A 24,241-nucleotide genomic window follows, 5' to 3' on the forward strand; every position below is an offset into this window, starting at 1 on the left:
TTAGATAAATTTAACGAACTTCTTGTTACTAGTAAGGTATTTATCCTTTCCAATGTAGAAACGGGTAATTCCCTTGTACTTGACAACTCTATTCACTTTTACCTTTGCACCTAATTTGTAATGACGTTTGGTAGTTGAGAACTTAACGTTACCATGGACATTTACTCCTTTAGAGTTAATGACCTTAACGGCACGTTTAGCCTTTTTAGCCTTTTTAACATCATTGGATTGATAGTAAGCACTAACTACAAATCCATGATTTGCAGTAATGTACCCACTTCTCTTCACACCGGAGATTAAAGCATTCTTGACGTAATAACGAACTAAACCACTCTTGTTAATCGTAATCTTGTTAACCTTAAACTTCTTGATCTTACTACCAGAAGTCTTACGTAACTTAATAATCCGGCCCTTCTTATTAAAGATAGAACCTAAGTGGAGATAGATAGTTTGTTTATTGTAAACGTAATTTGGATGCTTAGCAAGTTTACTATCGAATGAAGTCGTGTAACCATCTTTGTAACCTTGTGACTTGTTCTTAAGGGATGGTGCAGCAACAACATCCTTAGCAGCTTGCTTACTTCCTAATGCTACTTGAGAATTGTAAGCAGATTGGCCGAGTGAATATGCACGAGCATAATAACTTGCATACGTGGATGAAACTCCACTGGCTTCACTGTAATTTTTATTGTTGTATCCAGCAGAGTACCCATTGTAACCACCTTGATAGGTGTCTTGATTAGCGTAACTAGCATTCCGTTTCCGATTATGCTTAGCATCACTAACTCCAGACTTGAAGTAATCAGCATTAGCTACCGAACTAGTAGCCGAATTAGTAGAACTAGCGGTGCTGGTAGATCCAGTAGCACTGTTTGAAGAGGTAGTGGAACTTGCACTGCTTGTCTTATCTGCGATTGCCTTAGAAGCACTAGCAGAAGCACTATTGATAACACTGTTCATAAATGAGATTACGCTATCACTAGCAGAGTTAGCAGAGGCGATTGATGCACTCGCAGAAGCACTGGCAGAGGCACTAGCAGAAGCTGATGAAAGGGCATTGGAAGTAGCGATACTATTGCTGATACTACCGGCAACACTTCTAATGTTATCACCAGCCGTACTAGTTGCAAAGTTAGCACTGTTAGCTAATGAGTAGTCTAAAGCAGCCTGACTAGCAGCAGATCTAGCAATCGATTCAGCCGTACTTGCAGCAGCAGATGCACTAGTTGCAACGCTTTGGGCACTCGTTGCCGCACTAGCAGCAGATACTGCAGTGGAACGAGCATAACTAGCCATCGCACTATTAGCACCACTTGCAGCAGAGTTAACAATCGAAGTTGCCGATGTAGCTAAGTTGTTCAACTTATTCGCATTGGCATTAGCGGAACTAGCCAAGCTGTTTTGACTATTAGCAACTTGGTTAGCTGAACTAACTACACTCGTAGCAGATGACATATCAGCAGATGCTGAGCTAGCAAGTGCCACGTTACTATTGATCGTAGCCATTAAGCTAGCAATACTACCATTACCAGCATACTCGCCAGCAGTTACAGCGGCAGAGCTAGCAATACTATTAATTGCACTAACCGCTGGTTGAATAGCAGCTGAATTAGAAGCAACTAAGCTATTTAAACTATTAGTAGCACTAGCATTAGAAGTAGTATTAGCGGCATCCGAAGCAATCGTCTTAACAGCGGAACTAACTGTCGTTGCTGCCTTAGAAGCAACGATGGCATCTGAGGCTGCTGCATAGGCATCTGAAGCTAAGCTTAGTGCACTAGCAGCTTGTTGACTAGCACTGTCAGCGTTACTTTGAGCGCTACTTGCTTGACTAGCAGCAGAAGTAGCAGTGGAAGTATCAGTAGCAATCACTCCGGTAGCAGAACTAAAGATTTGATTACTTGCATTCACACTAGCTAATGCTGAAGATGCAAGACTAGTATAAATGTCACCAGCTTCACGGTTTCCGTCAGCATAGTATGACGTTGCTTTAGCTGCAATTGAATTAGCAAAGGCAGCTGACTTTTGCATATCAGCATTAGCAGAGTTAGCAACCACAACAGCTGAGCTAGCATTAGCATAAGCTGAACTAGCAATGCTATTTTGTTGAATAGCAACTTGACGAGCAGCACTAGCTACACTATTGGCAATGCTTGCTTGACTAGCTTCACTAACTAAGATGCTATTACCAGAAATAGCACTATTGAAACGGGCAATGCTATTTGCAGCATCGTTTATTGTTTGACTAGTCTGACTAATGGCATTGGCAATTGAACTAGCTGATTGACTAGCCCAACTAGCTTGATCAGCATTAGCATTAGCATTGCTTAGGTTCGTAGTAGCGTTTGAAGCTACACTATTAGCAGAATTAGCAATGCTTTGAACATTAGTCGTTCCAGCACTAGTTGCAGCCATTTCTGAATCAATCGCTGAACTAGCAGCACTAGCTACGGCATTAGCACTTTGCGCTGCACTATTAGCACTAGCAACTTGCGATTGAGCAGTCACTACGTTTGAAGCGGCAGCGTTAGCAGCACTGGCAGCACTAACGGCTTGACTATGATAAATCGATACCACACTAGCAGCCGATTCAGCAATTGAACGAGCTGAGCTAGCAGTAGAGCTGTTACCCGCTTGAGCAGCTAAGCTAGCAACCACATTGGCACTAACTGCAGACGCATTCGCACTATTAGCAGCACTTTGAGCATTATTAGCAGCAACACTGGCAGCATTAACTGCAACTGATGCTGATCTAAGTGCATCATTGGCAGCACTAGCTTGTTGAGCAGCAGAACCAGCAACGATAGCAGCACTATTAGCAATTGATACATTATATTTAACCACTACATCCTTAGCAGCGGCAGAAGCCGTACTAGTAGCAGCACTAGCGGTCTTAGATGCGTCAGTAGCAGCACCATTAGCACTAGCAACTTGTTGACTAGCTACAGAACTGCCTGTGTTAGCCGTTGAATTAGCACTACTAATTACAGCAACTGCAGAACTAGTAGCATTCACATCTGATTGAGCTGATCCGGCAGCTAAGCTAGCACGATTTGCATCACTAGCAGCTTGACTAGCTAATTGAGCACCATTCGTTGCATCACTGATTACACCAGATAATGAATTTGCAATTGATGCATCAGATTGTGCCTTTGCTGCAGCTTGGGATGCGATACTCGATTGAGTAGTTGCATTAGCATAAGCTGAAGCAGCGATACTAGCTAATATTACAGCACTATTAGCATTTAATGCTACTGAATTGCTGTACTTACTTGCATTATCAAAATCATGAGCAATAACAGCACTAGATGCTAATGAAGCGTAGATTGAAGCAATCTTAGAACTTTCATTAGCTGCATCATTAGCACTATTAGCATCATTTGCAGCAGCACTAGCAACACTAGCAGCAGCGAAAGCAGCATCTTTTTGGCTTGCCACATCTTGGTTGACCTTATTCATCTTACTATTAGCACTACTAATAGTACTTACAGCACTGTTAATTGCGGCATTGCTACTATTAGCAGCAGCAATTGATTTAACCACGCTGGATGAATTTTGAGCAGCTGATGATGACCCTGATACAGCAATAGAAGCTGAAGCAGCAATAGCTGCATTTGAATTAGTTCCATTAAGTGCATCATTAGTCCCATTTGTGTAGCTATTAGTAGCACTAGTATAACTAACTACCATACTACTATTAGCACTAGTATCATCTCTTGCAATCCGGTCAGCAGCACTAGCATTATTAGCTAATCCAACTGCGCTACTAATTTGAGCCGCTAATGAATCTGCTTGTGCTTGATAACTTAATGCCGATGTAGCAGCACTCGCAGTAAATGAGTTAGCACTAACTGCAGTGGATGCAGCAGCATTAGCAGCACTTACTTGAGCACTAGCTGCATTAGCATAGCTATTAGCAGAGATATTCAAAGCACTAGCTTGGGTGTAGTTACCAGCATTATTAGCACTGATGGCTTGACTAGCCACGAAACTAGCCATATTAGCATTGGAACTAGCAACAACACTAGCACTATTAGCAACTTGTGCAGCAGAACTAGCAACGCTAGCAGCAGTGGAAGTAGCTGAATTAAGGTTATCAACATTGGATTTAACCGTAGTCATCGCAGCACTAGCACTCGTTAATACCGCAGCAGCACTCTTAATTATAGTGTTGCTTGGGTTTTGAGCAACGTAATCACTCATGACCGCACTTGAGCCGTCTGCTTTTGCAGAATCTGAAACAACCACACTAGCAGCAGCGGAAACGACTGCGGAATTGCTCATTGCACTATCAGCAGCGTCTTGAGCAACAATAGCATCACTAGCAGTTACCTTCGTAGCACTTGAAGCAGTGGCTGAAGCACTATTAGCAGAATTAGTTCCACTTTGAGCAGCACTGGTTGCAACATTCGATGCACTCGTCTTAGCTGCATTTAACGCAGCTCCAGCTGCATTAGCACTATTTAAATCAGTTTGGGCTTGATCCGCAGCACTAGATGCCACACTAGTCAAACTAGTAGTTGCTTGGGCAGCACTCGCAGCAATTGCAGCATTAGAGCTAGCAACGGATGCAGCAGATTGAGCACTAGCTGTAAAGTATGAACCACCCGCTGTATTACCAGCCGCATATGCAGATGATGCATTAGCATAGTAAATACTATTTTGAAGCACTGCATTACTAATGGCTGCACTAGCTGAGTTAAGAGTTGCAATATTAGAGTCAACTGCAGATGAAGCACTATTTGCAATACTCTTTTGCGTATTAGCATCATCATTAGCACTGTTAATTACGTTCATAGCACTTGAAGCAATTGATACGGCAGCTTGGAAAGAGCTATTTTGAGGATCACGGTTGTATAAGCTATTAATGAATCCAGTAGCTTGACTATTCACAACTGCATTTGAACTAACTACACCAGCAATTGAACTAGCAATTGAAGCGTATGAAGATACAGCTTGTTTATTACCACTAGCAATTGATGAATTCATGTTAGTTGCGCTATTAGCACTACTAATCGTTGCAGAAGCTGAGTTAGCAGAAGCTGATCCATTATTAGCAGCAGCAATTGCACTATTAGCATTATTACTGATGTTATTTAACATACTATTTTGAGATGCAATATTATCGCGATCCTTAATAGCATTATCAGCTGCTATACTAGCTGCACTAGCATAGCTTTGAACTGCACTAGAATTAGCACTTAGTTGTTGCGCAATAGAACTAGCTGCACTAACGTTAGCTAATGCTTGGGCAGCATAACTAGAACCAACTGCACTACTACCAGCTAGGTAAGCTGATTTCGCTTGACTGTCATAGCTAGAGACCTGATTAGACATCGTTGCAAGTGAGCTAAGCAATGATGAACTACTACTCTTAAGTGCTTGAGCAGAACTATTAGCAGCAATCGCTGCACTAGATTGTGCATCTGCATCACTAGCATAATTACTGATATTAGCGTTAACTGAGTTAGCAGCACTAGCGTAACTAGCAAGCGAAGCGTTACTTGGATAACTATTTGCTAAGTTATTAACCGAATTATTAGTCTTAGATGCAGCTGTTGAGCCATCATTGGCAACACTAGCTGCACTAACGGCTATTGATGCATACTGACCAGCCATATTTGCACTAGAACTAATTACGTTAGCAGCACTACTTGAAAATACACTAACTGAATTAGTACTATTAGCGTTCTTACCGGCTTGATCAGTGACACTACCAGCAGCACTTGCAGCTGATTCAGCCATTGATGTGGCACTAGCAACTTGACTAATGGCTCCAGAAGCTACAGCTTGGGCACTAGTAGCTAGTGAAGCAGCTATACTTGCAGCAATCGTGGCAGCAGCAGCAATACTAGATTGACTTTGAGCATCATTTTGATAAGCAACAACTCTGGCAGCAACACTGGCGGCTTGTGAGTTAAATATACTTCCAGTGGTTGCATTTCCAGATTTATATGCGTCAGCGGCTTGACTTGCAAATGCACTCGCATCACTAAATCCAGATTTAGCGGAAGATAAATCACTTGCTGCCTTAGAAGCAGCTGTGCTTGCAGCAGCATAAGCAGTTTGTGCAGAACTAGATTGATTATGGGCTTCAATGTTAGCACTGGAAACTACTGCAGCTGCGCTGGAAGCATCAATAGCGGCCTTGCTAACAACTGTATTACCTGAGTTTGCATTAGCAATACTAGATGCAGTTACTGAATAACTCATGGCATTACTATTAAATTCAGACGTAGCATTAGCAGCTGAACTTGCAATTGCAGCGTATGAACCAGCAGCTGAAGCATTCGTATCTGCTTGGTTTGCAAAACTAGCAGTAGCAGATACAACGCTACTTGCACTATTAGTAGCAGCAGTTGCTGAACCAGCACCTTTGGCTGCATCACTTGCAATACTGTTTGCAGCATTATTAGCTGAGTCAGCAGTAGAACTTGCACTGTCAGCGGTTCTCTTATTCTTAGCAGCTTCATTAGCAGCTGAACTTGCAATATAAGCATATGACTTAGCATTGGCTGCTGCTGTTGAAGCTGCATTACTTGCCGCACGTGCAGCTGCATCAGCGGAAGCAGCAGCTGATGCATATTGTGAAGCAGCACTACTATCACCAGATTGAGCAGCTGTACTTGCTGCACTAGCAGCGGAGCTAGCAGCTGAACTTGCTGCACTAGCTGCAGATTTTGCTGAATCAGCATTAATACTGTTAGAAGCCGCATTGGAAGCTGCATTACTTGCATCCACACTATTTTTTCCAGCAGCATTTGCAGCAGCACTGGCAGCACTGGCAGCAGAATCAGCAACACTAGCTGCAGAACTAATTGCAGAGTTGCTTGGATTAGTATTAGCTAACTTATCTGCTGCTTTTGCAGAGTTAGTTGCTGCAGAAGCAGCTATACTTGCAGCTTGAGAAGCCGAATTAGCAATATTACTTGCACTATTAGCAATACTAGTAGCTGAACTAGCAATTGCAGAATTACTATTGACCCCTGAACTAGCTAAAGCTGCGTCAAATGATGCTGAAGATGCGTTGCTTGCATAACTATTAGCTGCACTAGCTTGGTTAGCAGCACTCATTGCACTGTTGATCTGACTAGTTAAACTATCAGCATTAGTTTGATCATTAATTGCTGCACTAGCAGCAGAACTGGCAGCTGATTTAGCTGAATTAGCTGAAGCTGCTGCGGTTGAAGCTGAACTAACCTGACCATTGGTGAGGCTAGCATAACTAGCAGCACTCGAATTCAATGAAGCAGCTAATGAGTAGTTACCCGCAAAGTTAGCAGAGCTAGCTTGACTAGCATAAACATTAGCCATATTAGCATTAGAACTAGCAGCTACGCTAATACTATTAGCTTCATTAGCAGCAGCAATGGCAGCAATGGCAGCACTGGATGCAGCACTGTTTTGAGAGTCAGCATCACGCTTAACGCCACTTAGAGCGGAACTAGCCGATGCTAATGCACTAGCAGCTTTACTAATAGCTGAATTACCAGAGTTAGCAGCTACTAAGCTGTTCATTGAGTTGCGTTGTTGATCCGCTATAGTAGATTGACTTGTAACATTACTGTCGACACTAGATGCTTGGCTAGCATAACTGCCGGCAGCACTAGCATCAGCATTAGCAGCACTAGCATAACTGCTAGTTACGCTAGATGCACTTGCAGCTAAGCTCTTAGCAGCATTAGCACTTGTGTTACCATTGCTAGCAGCACTAGCGGCACTCGATGCAGCACTGTTAGCACTGTTTGCAGCAGCAGCAGCACTGTTTGCAGCACTAGCGGCACTGGTTGCATCGGCATTAGCACTGGATGCGGCATCAGCAGCGCTGTTTGCAGCGCTGTTTGCAGCAGCAGCACTGTTCTTAGCATTGCTTGCATCAAGAGCAGCTGAACTGGCAGCTGAACGAGCAGAACTGGCAGCGCTACTGTTCCCATCATTAGCATAGCTACTTGCAGCATTAGCCGCAGCACTAGCAATTGAATTTGCTGATGAAGCAGCAGCATTAGCAGTAGAAGCAGCAGATTGCGCTGATGAAACAACGGAATTGGCAGAACTAGCTTTATCACGAGCACTAGCGGCAGAGGAAGCAGCACTACTTGCAACACTAGCATCATTAGAAGCCTTATCAGCTAATGACTTAACTGTTGAGTTACTTGGGTTGGCATAAGCCATTGAATTTGCTGTGGAAGCAGCGGAATTAGCAGCAGCTGCACTAGATGCAGCTGAGTTAGCAGCACTGGCAGCTTGATTAGCGTAACTCTTAGCATTAGTTGACTTAGTATCCACATTAGCCTTATCACTACCAGCAGCAGCAGCGTCACTAGAAGCTTGATTAGCGTAACTCTTAGCAGCACTAGCATCGTTAGTTGCGGCACTAGCATTGGAGGCAGCATCAATTGCTGAACTCATTAATTTATTCAAATCAGCAGCAGAGTTAACAGCACTTAATGCTGATGAAGCAGCGCTCTTAGCAGTCTCAGTTGCGGTCGATGCAGTTGTTGATGCAAACTTGGCATCATTAGCGTTTGAACTAGCTAAAGCTGCATAACTAGCAGCAGCTGAGTTAAATTGACTAGCTTGCGTGTAGTTATGAGCACTATTAGCAGAAACTGCTTGACTAGTATTAATACTTGCTAAACTAGCATTGACACTTGCTGCCGAGTTAGCACTATTAGCAGTTGAAGCAGCTGAAATTGCAGCTTGAGCAGCTGAACTTGCATTTGATGATTCAGTGTCAGCAGATGATTTAACGTTAGATAATGCAGCACTGGCACTTGCGAAAGCAGAACTAGCATTTCTAATTGCAGTATTACTTGAATTAGCACTAGCATAACTGCCCATTGAAGTACTCATGCTATTAGCATCATTAGAGTAGCTGGTAACCGTATTATCTGCAGATGAAGCAACTGAATTAGCAGATGATGCAGCACTAGCATTTACATTCGCACCACTAGCTGCGATTGAAGCAGCTGAACTAGCTGAAGTAGCACTAGCATTAGTAGCACCAGCACTATTCGTAGCATTTGTCCCTTCATTGGAAGAAGCAGATGCAGCACTTGAAGCAGCTTGACTCAATGCAGTATTAGCAATTGAAACAGTATCAATATCAGTCTTAGCTTGGCTAGCAGCCTTACTTGCAACATCAGTTAAACTGTTCATTGCACTCGCATAACTGGTGGTAACAATTGCTTGTTGACTAGCAGCAGCGGCGTATGATGAGGCAGCACTAATTGCTGCATCGCCATCGGTAAAGTCACCCTTCGCATAAGCTGAATTAGCTAAACTATTTTGATATAAAATACCAACGTTAGCAGCTGTAAGAGCATTATTAGCATTACTTACCAATGTATAGTATGAATTGACATCCGAAGTGGCACTAGCTGCAATTGCCTTTTGAGATTGGGCATCACTATTAGCACTGTAAATGGTTGCCATTGCACTAGATGCAGCAACAGAAGCTGACTTAAAGGTAGAATTAGTAGGATCATCGTCGAAGTAACTATTGATTCCACTAGTAACCCCACTAGCAACACTAGTAGTACTATCAACTACACTAGCAGCACTGGATGCAACTGCATTGTATGAGCTAGCAGCTGCTGAATCATTAGAAGCTGTCTTGAAGTTAACATTAATAGTACTTGCAGCTGATCCATAAGCACTGGATGCAGAACTAGCGGCACTACTACCACCATTAGCAGCACTAGCAGCACTCGATGCTGCAGATGAAGCACTATTGAATGAACTCATTTGAATTGCCATTTGAGCTACATCACTAGCAGCCTTAGAAGCAGCAACACTGGCAATATTAGTGTAACTAAGAATTGCACTAGAATTATTAACCATTGTTTGAGCATTCAAACTAGCAGTAGATGCAGCTTCACTCGCAACACTAGCATAACTATCACCAGCAGATTGACTACCAGCAAGATAAGCTGAGTTGGCTGAAGCAACATAAATATTAACTACATTTGAAGCACTAGTAATTGCGGAACTAAGCGCTGCATTTGAGCCTTGAACACCTTTAGCAGCAGCGGCAGCACTAGCAGCAGTAGAAGATTGATCGTTAGCATCGCTCGCATAAGAAGCAAGTTGTGAGTTAGCTTGACTAGCAGCAACAGCGGCACTGGCAACTGAAGCATTAGCGGAATTAGCAGCAGCTAAACTAGCAACACTATTATTTACAGCATTAATGCTAGTTGCTTCACTATTAGCAATTTTAGCTGATGATGATGCATCAGATGCATATGAATTAGCTAAGCTAACATTAGTAGAATCAACAGCAACAACACTACCAGCAACTGAATTAGCTGAATTAGCTGATGAAGTATCGTTACTACCGTTATTAGCGTTCTTAGCAGCAGCACTAGCAGCAGAACTGGCAGTACTCATGGCAGCTGAACCTTCACTAGCAGCAGAGCTAGCAGTATTTTGATCAGCAATTGCCTTAGCAGCAGCATCTTTTGCAACAATAGTGGCACTGGATGCAACACTATTAGCACTGGATGTAATGCTTGCTTGAGAACTAAGTCCACTTAAGCCCGCAGATGCTTGGGAAGCAAAGAGTGATCCGTTGTTTGTATCACCATTTGCGTAATAGCTATTAGCTAAAGAAACATTACTGTTAATGTTACTAATTGCAATTGAAGCAGCAATTGAAGCAGCTTTAGCACTATTGGCAGCATCAGAAGCTGTTGCATATGCAGAGCTAGCAATAACAGATTGAGCGTTAGCATCACTTAAGGCGTTTGAAGTAGCAATAGCAGCAGCACTGGCTAACTTAGCTTGTGATTGAACAACTGTATTATTATTATTTGCACTAGCTAAGCTTTGCGCAGCAGTAGCATTACTTTGGGCTTGATCATTGAAACCACTAGTAGCGACAGCAGCAGAACTAGCCGTTTGAGCATATGAAAATGCTTGAGATGCATAGCTAACTGCAGTACTGGTACTAGTGCCAGTAACAGAAGCATAACTGTTAGCTGATGCTACAGTGGCAGAATTATTACTACCTGCATTCTTACCAGCATTCGCATTGGAACTAGCCGCACTATTAGCACTGGATGCAATATTATTGTAAGAATTAGCAGTAGCGCTCGCATTAGATGCATTACTATTGGCAGCACTAGCGTCATTAGCATATGAGTCAGCAGCACTCTTGGCAGCAGCAGCAGTGGACGATGCCTTTGCTGCATCAGCAGCAGCGGCACTAGCAACATTTGCTGCAGAACTGGCAGCAACGCTATCACCCCTTTGGGCAGCACTCGCTGCATCGGCAGCAGCACTCGCTGCAATCGAGTTTGCAGTAGATGCAGCAATAGATGCAGCAGTAGCATTTGAGCTTTGCGCAGCAGCATTCGATGCGTATTCACTTGCCTGAGTGTAAGCAGATGATGCAATAACAGCAGCCGATAAAGCAGCAGTAGCAGCACTATTAGCACTGGATGCTAATGACTGAATAGCTGAATTGCTTGGGTTAGCCGAAGCAATTGCAGAAGCTGACTTAGCATTATCTGAAGCACTAGCAGCAGCTGTAGAAGCACTAGCGGCAGTAGAAGCAGCAGCACTGGCATTGGTGTTGGCAGAACTAACGTCATCACTAACTGCCTTACTATCATTTTGGGCTCCATTATTAGCACTAGATGCTTGATTAGCATAACTAGATGCAACACTAGCATTAGATGCAGCAGCACTAGCATTGGATGCAAGAGCGTAAGCACTCTTAGCATCGCTATCAAAGGCAGCTGCAGAACTAGCTACAGCACTAGCTGAATTAGCAGCATTAACTCCGTTAATAGTAGCACTTGCAGCGGTTGAACTAGCCGATTTAGCTGAATCCGCATACTGGCTAGCAGTTGATGCAAATTTCGCAGCACTAGAATTCAATTCACTAGCCTGTGAGTAGTTCCCATTGGCAGCAGCACTCTTAGCTTGAGCAGCATTATCACTAGCGATGCTGGCATTGAAACTAGCAGTTGAATTAGCATTATTAGCAGCATTAACAGCAGAGCTAGCAACACTATAAGCTAAACTAGCCGTATTTGAGAATCCATCAGCAGCAGACTTAGCACTAGTCAATGCGGAACTAGCAATACTAAATGCAGAACTAGCAGCACTAACGGCTGAATTACCAGAATTGTTGCTAGTAAAGTTAGTCATTGCTGAACTCAAGATATTTACGTTATTAGAATAACTAGTAACGATTGAATCAGCAGATGATGCAAGTATATTAGCATTTGATGCCTTTGTAGCATCTGCGTTAGCACCACTTGCATAATTAGAAGCGGCAGCACTAGCGGATGAAGCTTCATTACTAGCACTACTGATAGCTGATGAAGTATCAGCACTAGCATTTGCTGCAGCACTAGCAGCAGCAGATGAAGCAGCGTTCAATGAACCAATAGCTACATTAGCAGAATTTTCATCATTGACTGCTTGATTAGCAGCACTAACGGCGATTGAAGCTAACGTACTAATATTGGCAGCGGCACTAGCTGCAATCGAAGCATTAACACTAGCCACACTAGCGGCACTAACTGCACCGGAAGTGTAAATCGCTCCACCAATTCGATCACCAGTTTGGTAAGCAGAGCTGGCTTGTGCATAGGAAGTATTAGCGTTAGTAACTGCACCACTAATGGCTGCACTAGCACTAGCAATCACTGCGACTTGTGAACTAGCAGCACTGGATGCACTACTTGCAATATTCTTTTGGTTAGCGGCATCGTTGTTATAGCTATTGATAGCACTCACTGCACTAGTAGCAACTGAAGCCGCACTCTTGAACGTGGAGTTACTTGGATCGTTGTTGAGGTAATTATTAATGGAGTTAGAAGCAACAACAGCATTGCTTGAAATAGTACTTACCGCAGTAGCAGCTGAACTAGCAGCACTATATGCTGAGTTAACGATTGTATCGTTAGCATTAGCATCACTGGCAGCAATTGATGTTGCAGCACTAGCTGATTTAGCATCGTTAGATGCTTTACTACCGGCACTATTACCACTATCAACAGCAGACTTAGCACTAGAAGCGGCACTCGCAGCACTATTAAAGCTACTCATTTGCACTGCCATTTGGGCAACATCACTCGCAGCCTGAGAAGCAGCGGAACTAGCAATGTTAGTTTGTGAAAGAATAGCAGCTGAGTTGTTAATCAATGCTTGGGCAGCATTCGATGCAGCAGTAACTGCGTCCTTAGCAGCTTGAGCATAACTGTTTCCAGCATCTGTACTTCCAGCAAGGTAAGCTGAATTAGCAGCAGCATCATTGGAACTTACAGCACTCGATGCACTAGTAATGGCTGAAACAAGGGAACTATCTGAACCTTGAGCTGAGCTAGCAGCAATTGCTGCAGCACTCGCAGCACTCTTTTGTGCTTGAGCATCCGCATTAAGAGATGCGATAGCTGAATTGGCTGCACTAGCAGCAGCAACGAAACTAGCTAATGATGTATCTTGGTTATTAGCACTGATCAAAGCAGCAATACTATTATTCACACTATTAGTACTATCAGCACTATCATTAGCTAACTTAGCAGATGATAATGCATTCGCAGCATATGAACCAGCTAAACTAGCGTTATCAGCGTCACCGGATACTACGCTATTAGCAATTGATGATGCAGATGAAATGGAATTACTATTAGCACTACCATTTGAACTAGCTCCATTAGCTTGGTTAGCAGCAGAATTAGCCGCACTTAGTGCGTTTGATGCATCAATAGCAGCCTGAGAAGCAATTGATTGATCTTTTTCGGCCTGAGCAGCAGCATTACTTGCAAGTATAGTTGCACTTGAAGCAGCAATTACTGCATTTAAAGCAGCAATTGATTGAGCACTCATACTCTTAGCAGTGTCAGAGGCTAGATTAGCATAGATCGCACCATTGCTAACATCACCATTAGCATAGTAGCTATTAGCAGCTGATACTAGACTATTGACAGTACTTGCATTGTTACTTGCAGTGGTTGAAGCTGTAATGGCACTCGCAGCAGCACTGGATGCAAGCGCATAAGCGGAATTAGCAGCTGATGATTGTTGGTTAGCGTCAGCAAGTGCACTCGCAGCCGTACTATTAGCAACATCAATAGCAGCAGCTTGGGATTTAACGATCGTATTTTGACTATTTGCACTAGCTAAGCTTTGCGCAGCAGTAGCGTTACTTTGCGTTTGACTATTAAAGCCACTAGTTGCAACTGCTGCAGAACTAGCCGTTTGAGCATATGAAAATGCTTGAGATGCATAGCTAACTGCAGTACTGGTACTAGTGCCAGTAACAGAAGCATAACTGTTAGCTGATGCTACAGTGGCAGAATTATTACTACCTGCATTCTTACCAGCATTCGCATTGGAACTAGCCGCACTATTAGCACTGGATGCAATATTATTGTAAGAATTAGCAGTAGCGCTCGCATTAGATGCATTACTATTGGCAGCACTAGCGTCATTAGCATATGAGTCAGCAGCACTCTTGGCAGCAGCAGCAGTGGACGATGCCTTTGCTGCATCAGCAGCAGCGGCACTAGCAACATTTGCTGCAGAACTGGCAGCAACGCTATCACCCCTTTGGGCAGCACTCGCTGCATCGGCAGCAGCACTCGCTGCAATCGAGTTTGCAGTAGATGCAGCAATAGATGCAGCAGTAGCATTTGAGCTTTGCGCAGCAGCATTCGATGCGTATTCACTTGCCTGAGTGTAAGCAGATGATGCAATAACAGCAGCCGATAAAGCAGCAGTAGCAGCACTATTAGCACTGGATGCTAATGACTGAATAGCTGAATTGCTTGGGTTAGCCGAAGCAATTGCAGAAGCTGACTTAGCATTATCTGAAGCACTAGCAGCAGCTGTAGAAGCACTAGCGGCAGTAGAAGCAGCAGCACTGGCATTGGTGTTGGCAGAACTAACGTCATCACTAACTGCCTTACTATCATTTTGGGCTCCATTATTAGCACTAGATGCTTGATTAGCATAACTAGATGCAACACTAGCATTAGATGCAGCAGCACTAGCATTGGATGCAAGAGCGTAAGCACTCTTAGCATCGCTATCAAAGGCAGCTGCAGAACTAGCTACAGCACTAGCTGAATTAGCAGCATTAACTCCGTTAATAGTAGCACTTGCAGCGGTTGAACTAGCCGATTTAGCTGAATCCGCATACTGGCTAGCAGTTGATGCAAATTCCGCAGCACTAGAATTCAATTCACTAGCCTGTGAGTAGTTCCCATTGGCAGCAGCACTCTTAGCTTGAGCAGCATTATCACTAGCGATGCTGGCATTGAAACTAGCAGTTGAATTAGCATTATTAGCAGCATTAACAGCAGAGCTAGCAACACTATAAGCTAAACTAGCCGTATTTGAGAATCCATCAGCAGCAGACTTAGCACTAGTCAATGCGGAACTAGCAATACTAAATGCAGAACTAGCAGCACTAACGGCTGAATTACCAGAATTGTTGCTAGTAAAGTTAGTCATTGCTGAACTCAAGATATTTACGTTATTAGAATAACTAGTAACGATTGAATCAGCAGATAATGCAAGTATATTAGCATTTGATGCCTTTGTAGCATCTGCGTTAGCACCACTTGCATAATTAGAAGCGGCAGCACTAGCGGATGAAGCTTCATTACTAGCACTACTGATAGCTGATGAAGTATCAGCACTAGCATTTGCTGCAGCACTAGCAGCAGCAGATGAAGCAGCGTTCAATGAACCAATAGCTACATTAGCAGAATTTTCATCATTGACTGCTTGATTAGCAGCACTAACGGCGATTGAAGCTAACGTACTAATATTGGCAGCGGCACTAGCTGCAATCGAAGCATTAACACTAGCCACACTAGCGGCACTAACTGCACCGGAAGTGTAAATCGCTCCACCAATTCGATCACCAGTTTGGTAAGCAGAGCTGGCTTGTGCATAGGAAGTATTAGCGTTAGTAACTGCACCACTAATGGCTGCACTAGCACTAGCAATCACTGCGACTTGTGAACTAGCAGCACTGGATGCACTACTTGCAATATTCTTTTGGTTAGCGGCATCGTTGTTATAGCTATTGATAGCACTCACTGCACTAGTAGCAACTGAAGCCGCACTCTTGAACGTGGAGTTACTTGGATCGTTGTTGAGGTAATTATTAATGGAGTTAGAAGCAACAACAGCATTGCTTGAAATAGTACTTACCGCAGTAGCAGCTGAACTAGCAGCACTATATGCTGAGTTAACGATTGTATCGTTAGCATTAGCATCACTGGCAGCAATTGATGTTGCAGCACTAGCTGATTTAGCATCGTTAGATGCTTTACTACCGGCACTATTACCACTATCAACAGCAGACTTAGCACTAGAAGCGGCACTCGCAGCACTATTAAAGCTACTCATTTGCACTGCCATTTGGGCAACATCACTCGCAGCCTGAGAAGCAGCGGAACTAGCAATGTTAGTTTGTGAAAGAATAGCAGCTGAGTTGTTAATCAATGCTTGGGCAGCATTCGATGCAGCAGTAACTGCGTCCTTAGCAGCTTGAGCATAACTGTTTCCAGCATCTGTACTTCCAGCAAGGTAAGCTGAATTAGCAGCAGCATCATTGGAACTTACAGCACTCGATGCACTAGTAATGGCTGAAACAAGGGAACTATCTGAACCTTGAGCTGAGCTAGCAGCAATTGCTGCAGCACTCGCAGCACTCTTTTGTGCTTGAGCATCCGCATTAAGAGATGCGATAGCTGAATTGGCTGCACTAGCAGCAGCAACGAAACTAGCTAATGATGTATCTTGGTTATTAGCACTGATCAAAGCAGCAATACTATTATTCACACTATTAGTACTATCAGCACTATCATTAGCTAACTTAGCAGATGATGATGCATTCGCAGCATATGAACCAGCTAAACTAGCGTTATCAGCGTCACCGGATACTACGCTATTAGCAATTGATGATGCAGATGAAATGGAATTACCATTAGCACTACCATTTGAACTAGCTCCATTAGCTTGGTTAGCAGCAGAATTAGCCGCACTTAGTGCGTTTGATGCATCAATAGCAGCCTGAGAAGCAATTGATTGATCTTTTTCGGCCTGAGCAGCAGCATTACTTGCAAGTATAGTTGCACTTGAAGCAGCAATTACTGCATTTAAAGCAGCAATTGATTGAGCACTCATACTCTTAGCAGTGTCAGAGGCTAGATTAGCATAGATCGCACCATTGCTAACATCACCATTAGCATAGTAGCTATTAGCAGCTGATACTAGACTATTGACAGTACTTGCATTGTTACTTGCAGTGGTTGAAGCTGTAATGGCACTCGCAGCAGCACTGGATGCAAGCGCATAAGCGGAATTAGCAGCTGATGATTGTTGGTTAGCGTCAGCAAGTGCACTCGCAGCCGTACTATTAGCAACATCAATAGCAGCAGCTTGGGATTTAACGATCGTATTTTGACTATTTGCACTAACTAAACTTTGCGCAGCAGTAGCGTTACTTTGCGTTTGACTATTAAAGCCACTAGTTGCAACTGCTGCAGAACTAGCCGTTTGAGCATATGAAAATGCTTGAGATGCATAGCTAACTGCAGTACTGGTACTAGTGCCAGTAACAGAAGCATAACTGTTAGCTGATGCTACAGTGGCAGAATTATTACTACCTGCATTCTTACCAGCATTCGCATTGGAACTAGCCGCACTATTAGCACTGGATGCAATATTATTGTAAGAATTAGCAGTAGCGCTCGCATTAGATGCATTACTATTGGCAGCACTAGCGTCATTAGCATATGAGTCAGCAGCACTCTTGGCAGCAGCAGCAGTGGACGATGCCTTTGCTGCATCAGCAGCAGCGGCACTAGCAACATTTGCTGCAGAACTGGCAGCAACGCTATCACCCCTTTGGGCAGCACTCGCTGCATCGGCAGCAGCACTCGCTGCAATCGAGTTTGCAGTAGATGCAGCAATAGATGCAGCAGTAGCATTTGAGCTTTGCGCAGCAGCATTCGATGCGTATTCACTTGCCTGAGTGTAAGCAGATGATGCAATAACAGCAGCCGATAAAGCAGCAGTAGCAGCACTATTAGCACTGGATGCTAATGACTGAATAGCTGAATTGCTTGGGTTAGCCGAAGCAATTGCAGAAGCTGACTTAGCATTATCTGAAGCACTAGCAGCAGCTGTAGAAGCACTAGCGGCAGTAGAAGCAGCAGCACTGGCATTGGTGTTGGCAGAACTAACGTCATCACTAACTGCCTTACTATCATTTTGGGCTCCATTATTAGCACTAGATGCTTGATTAGCATAACTAGATGCAACACTAGCATTAGATGCAGCAGCACTAGCATTGGATGCAAGAGCGTAAGCACTCTTAGCATCGCTATCAAAGGCAGCTGCAGAACTAGCTACAGCACTAGCTGAATTAGCAGCATTAACTCCGTTAATAGTAGCACTTGCAGCGGTTGAACTAGCCGATTTAGCTGAATCCGCATACTGGCTAGCAGTTGATGCAAATTTCGCAGCACTAGAATTCAATTCACTAGCCTGTGAGTAGTTCCCATTGGCAGCAGCACTCTTAGCTTGAGCAGCATTATCACTAGCGATGCTGGCATTGAAACTAGCAGTTGAATTAGCATTATTAGCAGCATTAACAGCAGAGCTAGCAACACTATAAGCTAAACTAGCCGTATTTGAGAATCCATCAGCAGCAGACTTAGCACTAGTCAATGCGGAACTAGCAATACTAAATGCAGAACTAGCAGCACTAACGGCTGAATTACCAGAATTGTTGCTAGTAAAGTTAGTCATTGCTGAACTCAAGATATTTACGTTATTAGAATAACTAGTAACGATTGAATCAGCAGATGATGCAAGTATATTAGCATTTGATGCCTTTGTAGCATCTGCGTTAGCACCACTTGCATAATTAGAAGCGGCAGCACTAGCGGATGAAGCTTCATTACTAGCACTACTGATAGCTGATGAAGTATCAGCACTAGCATTTGCTGCAGCACTAGCAGCAGCAGATGAAGCAGCGTTCAATGAACCAATAGCTACATTAGCAGAATTTTCATCATTGACTGCTTGATTAGCAGCACTAACGGCGATTGAAGCTAACGTACTAATATTGGCAGCGGCACTAGCTGCAATCGAAGCATTAACACTAGCCACACTAGCGGCACTAACTGCACCGGAAGTGTAAATCGCTCCACCAATTCGATCACCAGTTTGGTAAGCAGAGCTGGCTTGTGCATAGGAAGTATTAGCGTTAGTAACTGCACCACTAATGGCTGCACTAGCACTAGCAATCACTGCGACTTGTGAACTAGCAGCACTGGATGCACTACTTGCAATATTCTTTTGGTTAGCGGCATCGTTGTTATAGCTATTGATAGCACTCACTGCACTAGTAGCAACTGAAGCCGCACTCTTGAACGTGGAGTTACTTGGATCGTTGTTGAGGTAATTATTAATGGAGTTAGAAGCAACAACAGCATTGCTTGAAATAGTACTTACCGCAGTAGCAGCTGAACTAGCAGCACTATATGCTGAGTTAACGATTGTATCGTTAGCATTAGCATCACTGGCAGCAATTGATGTTGCAGCACTAGCTGATTTAGCATCGTTAGATGCTTTACTACCGGCACTATTACCACTATCAACAGCAGACTTAGCACTAGAAGCGGCACTCGCAGCACTATTAAAGCTACTCATTTGCACTGCCATTTGGGCAACATCACTCGCAGCCTGAGAAGCAGCGGAACTAGCAATGTTAGTTTGTGAAAGAATAGCAGCTGAGTTGTTAATCAATGCTTGGGCAGCATTCGATGCAGCAGTAACTGCGTCCTTAGCAGCTTGAGCATAACTGTTTCCAGCATCTGTACTTCCAGCAAGGTAAGCTGAATTAGCAGCAGCATCATTGGAACTTACAGCACTCGATGCACTAGCAATGGCTGAAACAAGGGAACTATCTGAACCTTGAGCTGAGCTAGCAACAATTGCTGCAGCACTCGCAGCACTCTTTTGTGCTTGAGCATCCGCATTAAGAGATGCGATAGCTGAATTGGCTGCACTAGCAGCAGCAACGAAACTAGCTAATGATGTATCTTGGTTATTAGCACTGATCAAAGCAGCAATACTATTATTCACACTATTAGTACTATCAGCACTATCATTAGCTAACTTAGCAGATGATGATGCATTCGCAGCATATGAACCAGCTAAACTAGCGTTATCAGCGTCACCGGATACTACGCTATTAGCAATTGATGATGCAGATGAAATGGAATTACCATTAGCACTACCATTTGAACTAGCTCCATTAGCTTGGTTAGCAGCAGAATTAGCCGCACTTAGTGCGTTTGATGCATCAATAGCAGCCTGAGAAGCAATTGATTGATCTTTTTCGGCCTGAGCAGCAGCATTACTTGCAAGTATAGTTGCACTTGAAGCAGCAATTACTGCATTTAAAGCAGCAATTGATTGAGCACTCATACTCTTAGCAGTGTCAGAGGCTAGATTAGCATAGATCGCACCATTGCTAACATCACCATTAGCATAGTAGCTATTAGCAGCTGATACTAGACTATTGACAGTACTTGCATTGTTACTTGCAGTGGTTGAAGCTGTAATGGCACTCGCAGCAGCACTGGATGCAAGCGCATAAGCGGAATTAGCAGCTGATGATTGTTGGTTAGCGTCAGCAAGTGCACTCGCAGCCGTACTATTAGCAACATCAATAGCAGCAGCTTGGGATTTAACGATCGTATTTTGACTATTTGCACTAACTAAACTTTGCGCAGCAGTAGCGTTACTTTGCGTTTGACTATTAAAGCCACTAGTTGCAACTGCTGCAGAACTAGCTGTTTGAGCATATGAAAATGCTTGAGATGCATAGCTAACTGCAGTACTGGTACTAGTGCCAGTAACAGAAGCATAACTGTTAGCTGATGCTACAGTGGCAGAATTATTACTACCTGCACTCTTACCAGCATTCGCATTGGAACTAGCCGCACTATTAGCACTGGATGCAATATTATTGTAAGAATTAGCAGTAGCGCTCGCATTAGATGCATTACTATTGGCAGCACTAGCGTCATTAGCATATGAGTCAGCAGCACTCTTGGCAGCAGCAGCAGTGGACGATGCCTTTGCTGCATCAGCAGCAGCGGCACTAGCAACATTTGCTGCAGAACTGGCAGCAACGCTATCACCCCTTTGGGCAGCACTCGCTGCATCGGCAGCAGCACTCGCTGCAATCGAGTTTGCAGTAGATGCAGCAATAGATGCAGCAGTAGCATTTGAGCTTTGCGCAGCAGCATTCGATGCGTATTCACTTGCCTGAGTGTAAGCAGATGATGCAATAACAGCAGCCGATAAAGCAGCAGTAGCAGCACTATTAGCACTGGATGCTAATGACTGAATAGCTGAATTGCTTGGGTTAGCCGAAGCAATTGCAGAAGCTGACTTAGCATTATCTGAAGCACTAGCAGCAGCTGTAGAAGCACTAGCGGCAGTAGAAGCAGCAGCACTGGCATTGGTGTTGGCAGAACTAACGTCATCACTAACTGCCTTACTATCATTTTGGGCTCCATTATTAGCACTAGATGCTTGATTAGCATAACTAGATGCAACACTAGCATTAGATGCAGCAGCACTAGCATTGGATGCAAGAGCGTAAGCACTCTTAGCATCGCTATCAAAGGCAGCTGCAGAACTAGCTACAGCACTAGCTGAATTAGCAGCATTAACTCCGTTAATAGTAGCACTTGCAGCGGTTGAACTAGCCGATTTAGCTGAATCCGCATACTGGCTAGCAGTTGATGCAAATTCCGCAGCACTAGAATTCAATTCACTAGCCTGTGAGTAGTTCCCATTGGCAGCAGCACTCTTAGCTTGAGCAGCATTATCACTAGCGATGCTGGCATTGAAACTAGCCGTTGAATTAGCATTATTAGCAGCATTAACAGCAGAGCTAGCAACACTATAAGCTAAACTAGCCGTATTTGAGAATCCATCAGCAGCAGACTTAGCACTAGTCAATGCGGAACTAGCAATACTAAATGCAGAACTAGCAGCACTAACGGCTGAATTACCAGAATTGTTGCTAGTAAAGTTAGTCATTGCTGAACTCAAGATATTTACGTTATTAGAATAACTAGTAACGATTGAATCAGCAGATGATGCAAGTATATTAGCATTTGATGCCTTTGTAGCATCTGCGTTAGCACCACTTGCATAATTAGAAGCGGCAGCACTAGCGGATGAAGCTTCATTACTAGCACTACTGATAGCTGATGAAGTATCAGCACTAGCATTTGCTGCAGCACTAGCAGCAGCAGATGAAGCAGCGTTCAATGAACCAATAGCTACATTAGCAGAATTTTCATCATTGACTGCTTGATTAGCAGCACTAACGGCGATTGAAGCTAACGTACTAATATTGGCAGCGGCACTAGCTGCAATCGAAGCATTAACACTAGCCACACTAGCGGCACTAACTGCACCGGAAGTGTAAATCGCTCCACCAATTCGATCACCAGTTTGGTAAGCAGAGCTGGCTTGTGCATAGGAAGTATTAGCGTTAGTAACTGCACCACTAATGGCTGCACTAGCACTAGCAATCACTGCGACTTGTGAACTAGCAGCACTGGATGCACTACTTGCAATATTCTTTTGGTTAGCGGCATCGTTGTTATAGCTATTGATAGCACTCACTGCACTAGTAGCAACTGAAGCCGCACTCTTGAACGTGGAGTTACTTGGATCGTTGTTGAGGTAATTATTAATGGAGTTAGAAGCAACAACAGCATTGCTTGAAATAGTACTTACCGCAGTAGCAGCTGAACTAGCAGCACTATATGCTGAGTTAACGATTGTATCGTTAGCATTAGCATCACTGGCAGCAATTGATGTTGCAGCACTAGCTGATTTAGCATCGTTAGATGCTTTACTACCGGCACTATTACCACTATCAACAGCAGACTTAGCACTAGAAGCGGCACTCGCAGCACTATTAAAGCTACTCATTTGCACTGCCATTTGGGCAACATCACTCGCAGCCTGAGAAGCAGCGGAACTAGCAATGTTAGTTTGTGAAAGAATAGCAGCTGAGTTGTTAATCAATGCTTGGGCAGCATTCGATGCAGCAGTAACTGCGTCCTTAGCAGCTTGAGCATAACTGTTTCCAGCATCTGTACTTCCAGCAAGGTAAGCTGAATTAGCAGCAGCATCATTGGAACTTACAGCACTCGATGCACTAGCAATGGCTGAAACAAGGGAACTATCTGAACCTTGAGCTGAGCTAGCAACAATTGCTGCAGCACTCGCAGCACTCTTTTGTGCTTGAGCATCCGCATTAAGAGATGCGATAGCTGAATTGGCTGCACTAGCAGCAGCAACGAAACTAGCTAATGATGTATCTTGGTTATTAGCACTGATCAAAGCAGCAATACTATTATTCACACTATTAGTACTATCAGCACTATCATTAGCTAACTTAGCAGATGATGATGCATTCGCAGCATATGAACCAGCTAAACTAGCGTTATCAGCGTCACCGGATACTACGCTATTAGCAATTGATGATGCAGATGAAATGGAATTACCATTAGCACTACCATTTGAACTAGCTCCATTAGCTTGGTTAGCAGCAGAATTAGCCGCACTTAGTGCGTTTGATGCATCAATAGCAGCCTGAGAAGCAATTGATTGATCTTTTTCGGCCTGAGCAGCAGCATTACTTGCAAGTATAGTTGCACTTGAAGCAGCAATTACTGCATTTAAAGCAGCAATTGATTGAGCACTCATACTCTTAGCAGTGTCAGAGGCTAGATTAGCATAGATCGCACCATTGCTAACATCACCATTAGCATAGTAGCTATTAGCAGCTGATACTAGACTATTGACAGTACTTGCATTGTTACTTGCAGTGGTTGAAGCTGTAATGGCACTCGCAGCAGCACTGGATGCAAGCGCATAAGCGGAATTAGCAGCTGATGATTGTTGGTTAGCGTCAGCAAGTGCACTCGCAGCCGTACTATTAGCAACATCAATAGCAGCAGCTTGGGATTTAACGATCGTATTTTGACTATTTGCACTAACTAAACTTTGCGCAGCAGTAGCGTTACTTTGCGTTTGACTATTAAAGCCACTAGTTGCAACTGCTGCAGAACTAGCTGTTTGAGCATATGAAAATGCTTGAGATGCATAGCTAACTGCAGTACTGGTACTAGTGCCAGTAACAGAAGCATAACTGTTAGCT

At 43.6% G+C, this 24,241-nt stretch carries 1 protein-coding gene (only partly in view); it reads right to left on the bottom strand.

What is annotated here, in order from left to right:
* Window positions 1–24,241, bottom strand: partial view of a DUF5776 domain-containing protein gene (locus R4146_RS06960; RefSeq protein ID WP_339960737.1) — the 3' portion only. Its footprint extends 10,886 nt past the window's final position; only the last 24,241 of its 35,127 coding nucleotides appear in the window; its start codon lies beyond the right edge, outside the window; its stop codon occupies window positions 1–3.

Source organism: Nicoliella lavandulae, assembly GCF_037546185.1.
GTDB classification, from domain to species: domain Bacteria; phylum Bacillota; class Bacilli; order Lactobacillales; family Lactobacillaceae; genus Nicoliella; species Nicoliella lavandulae.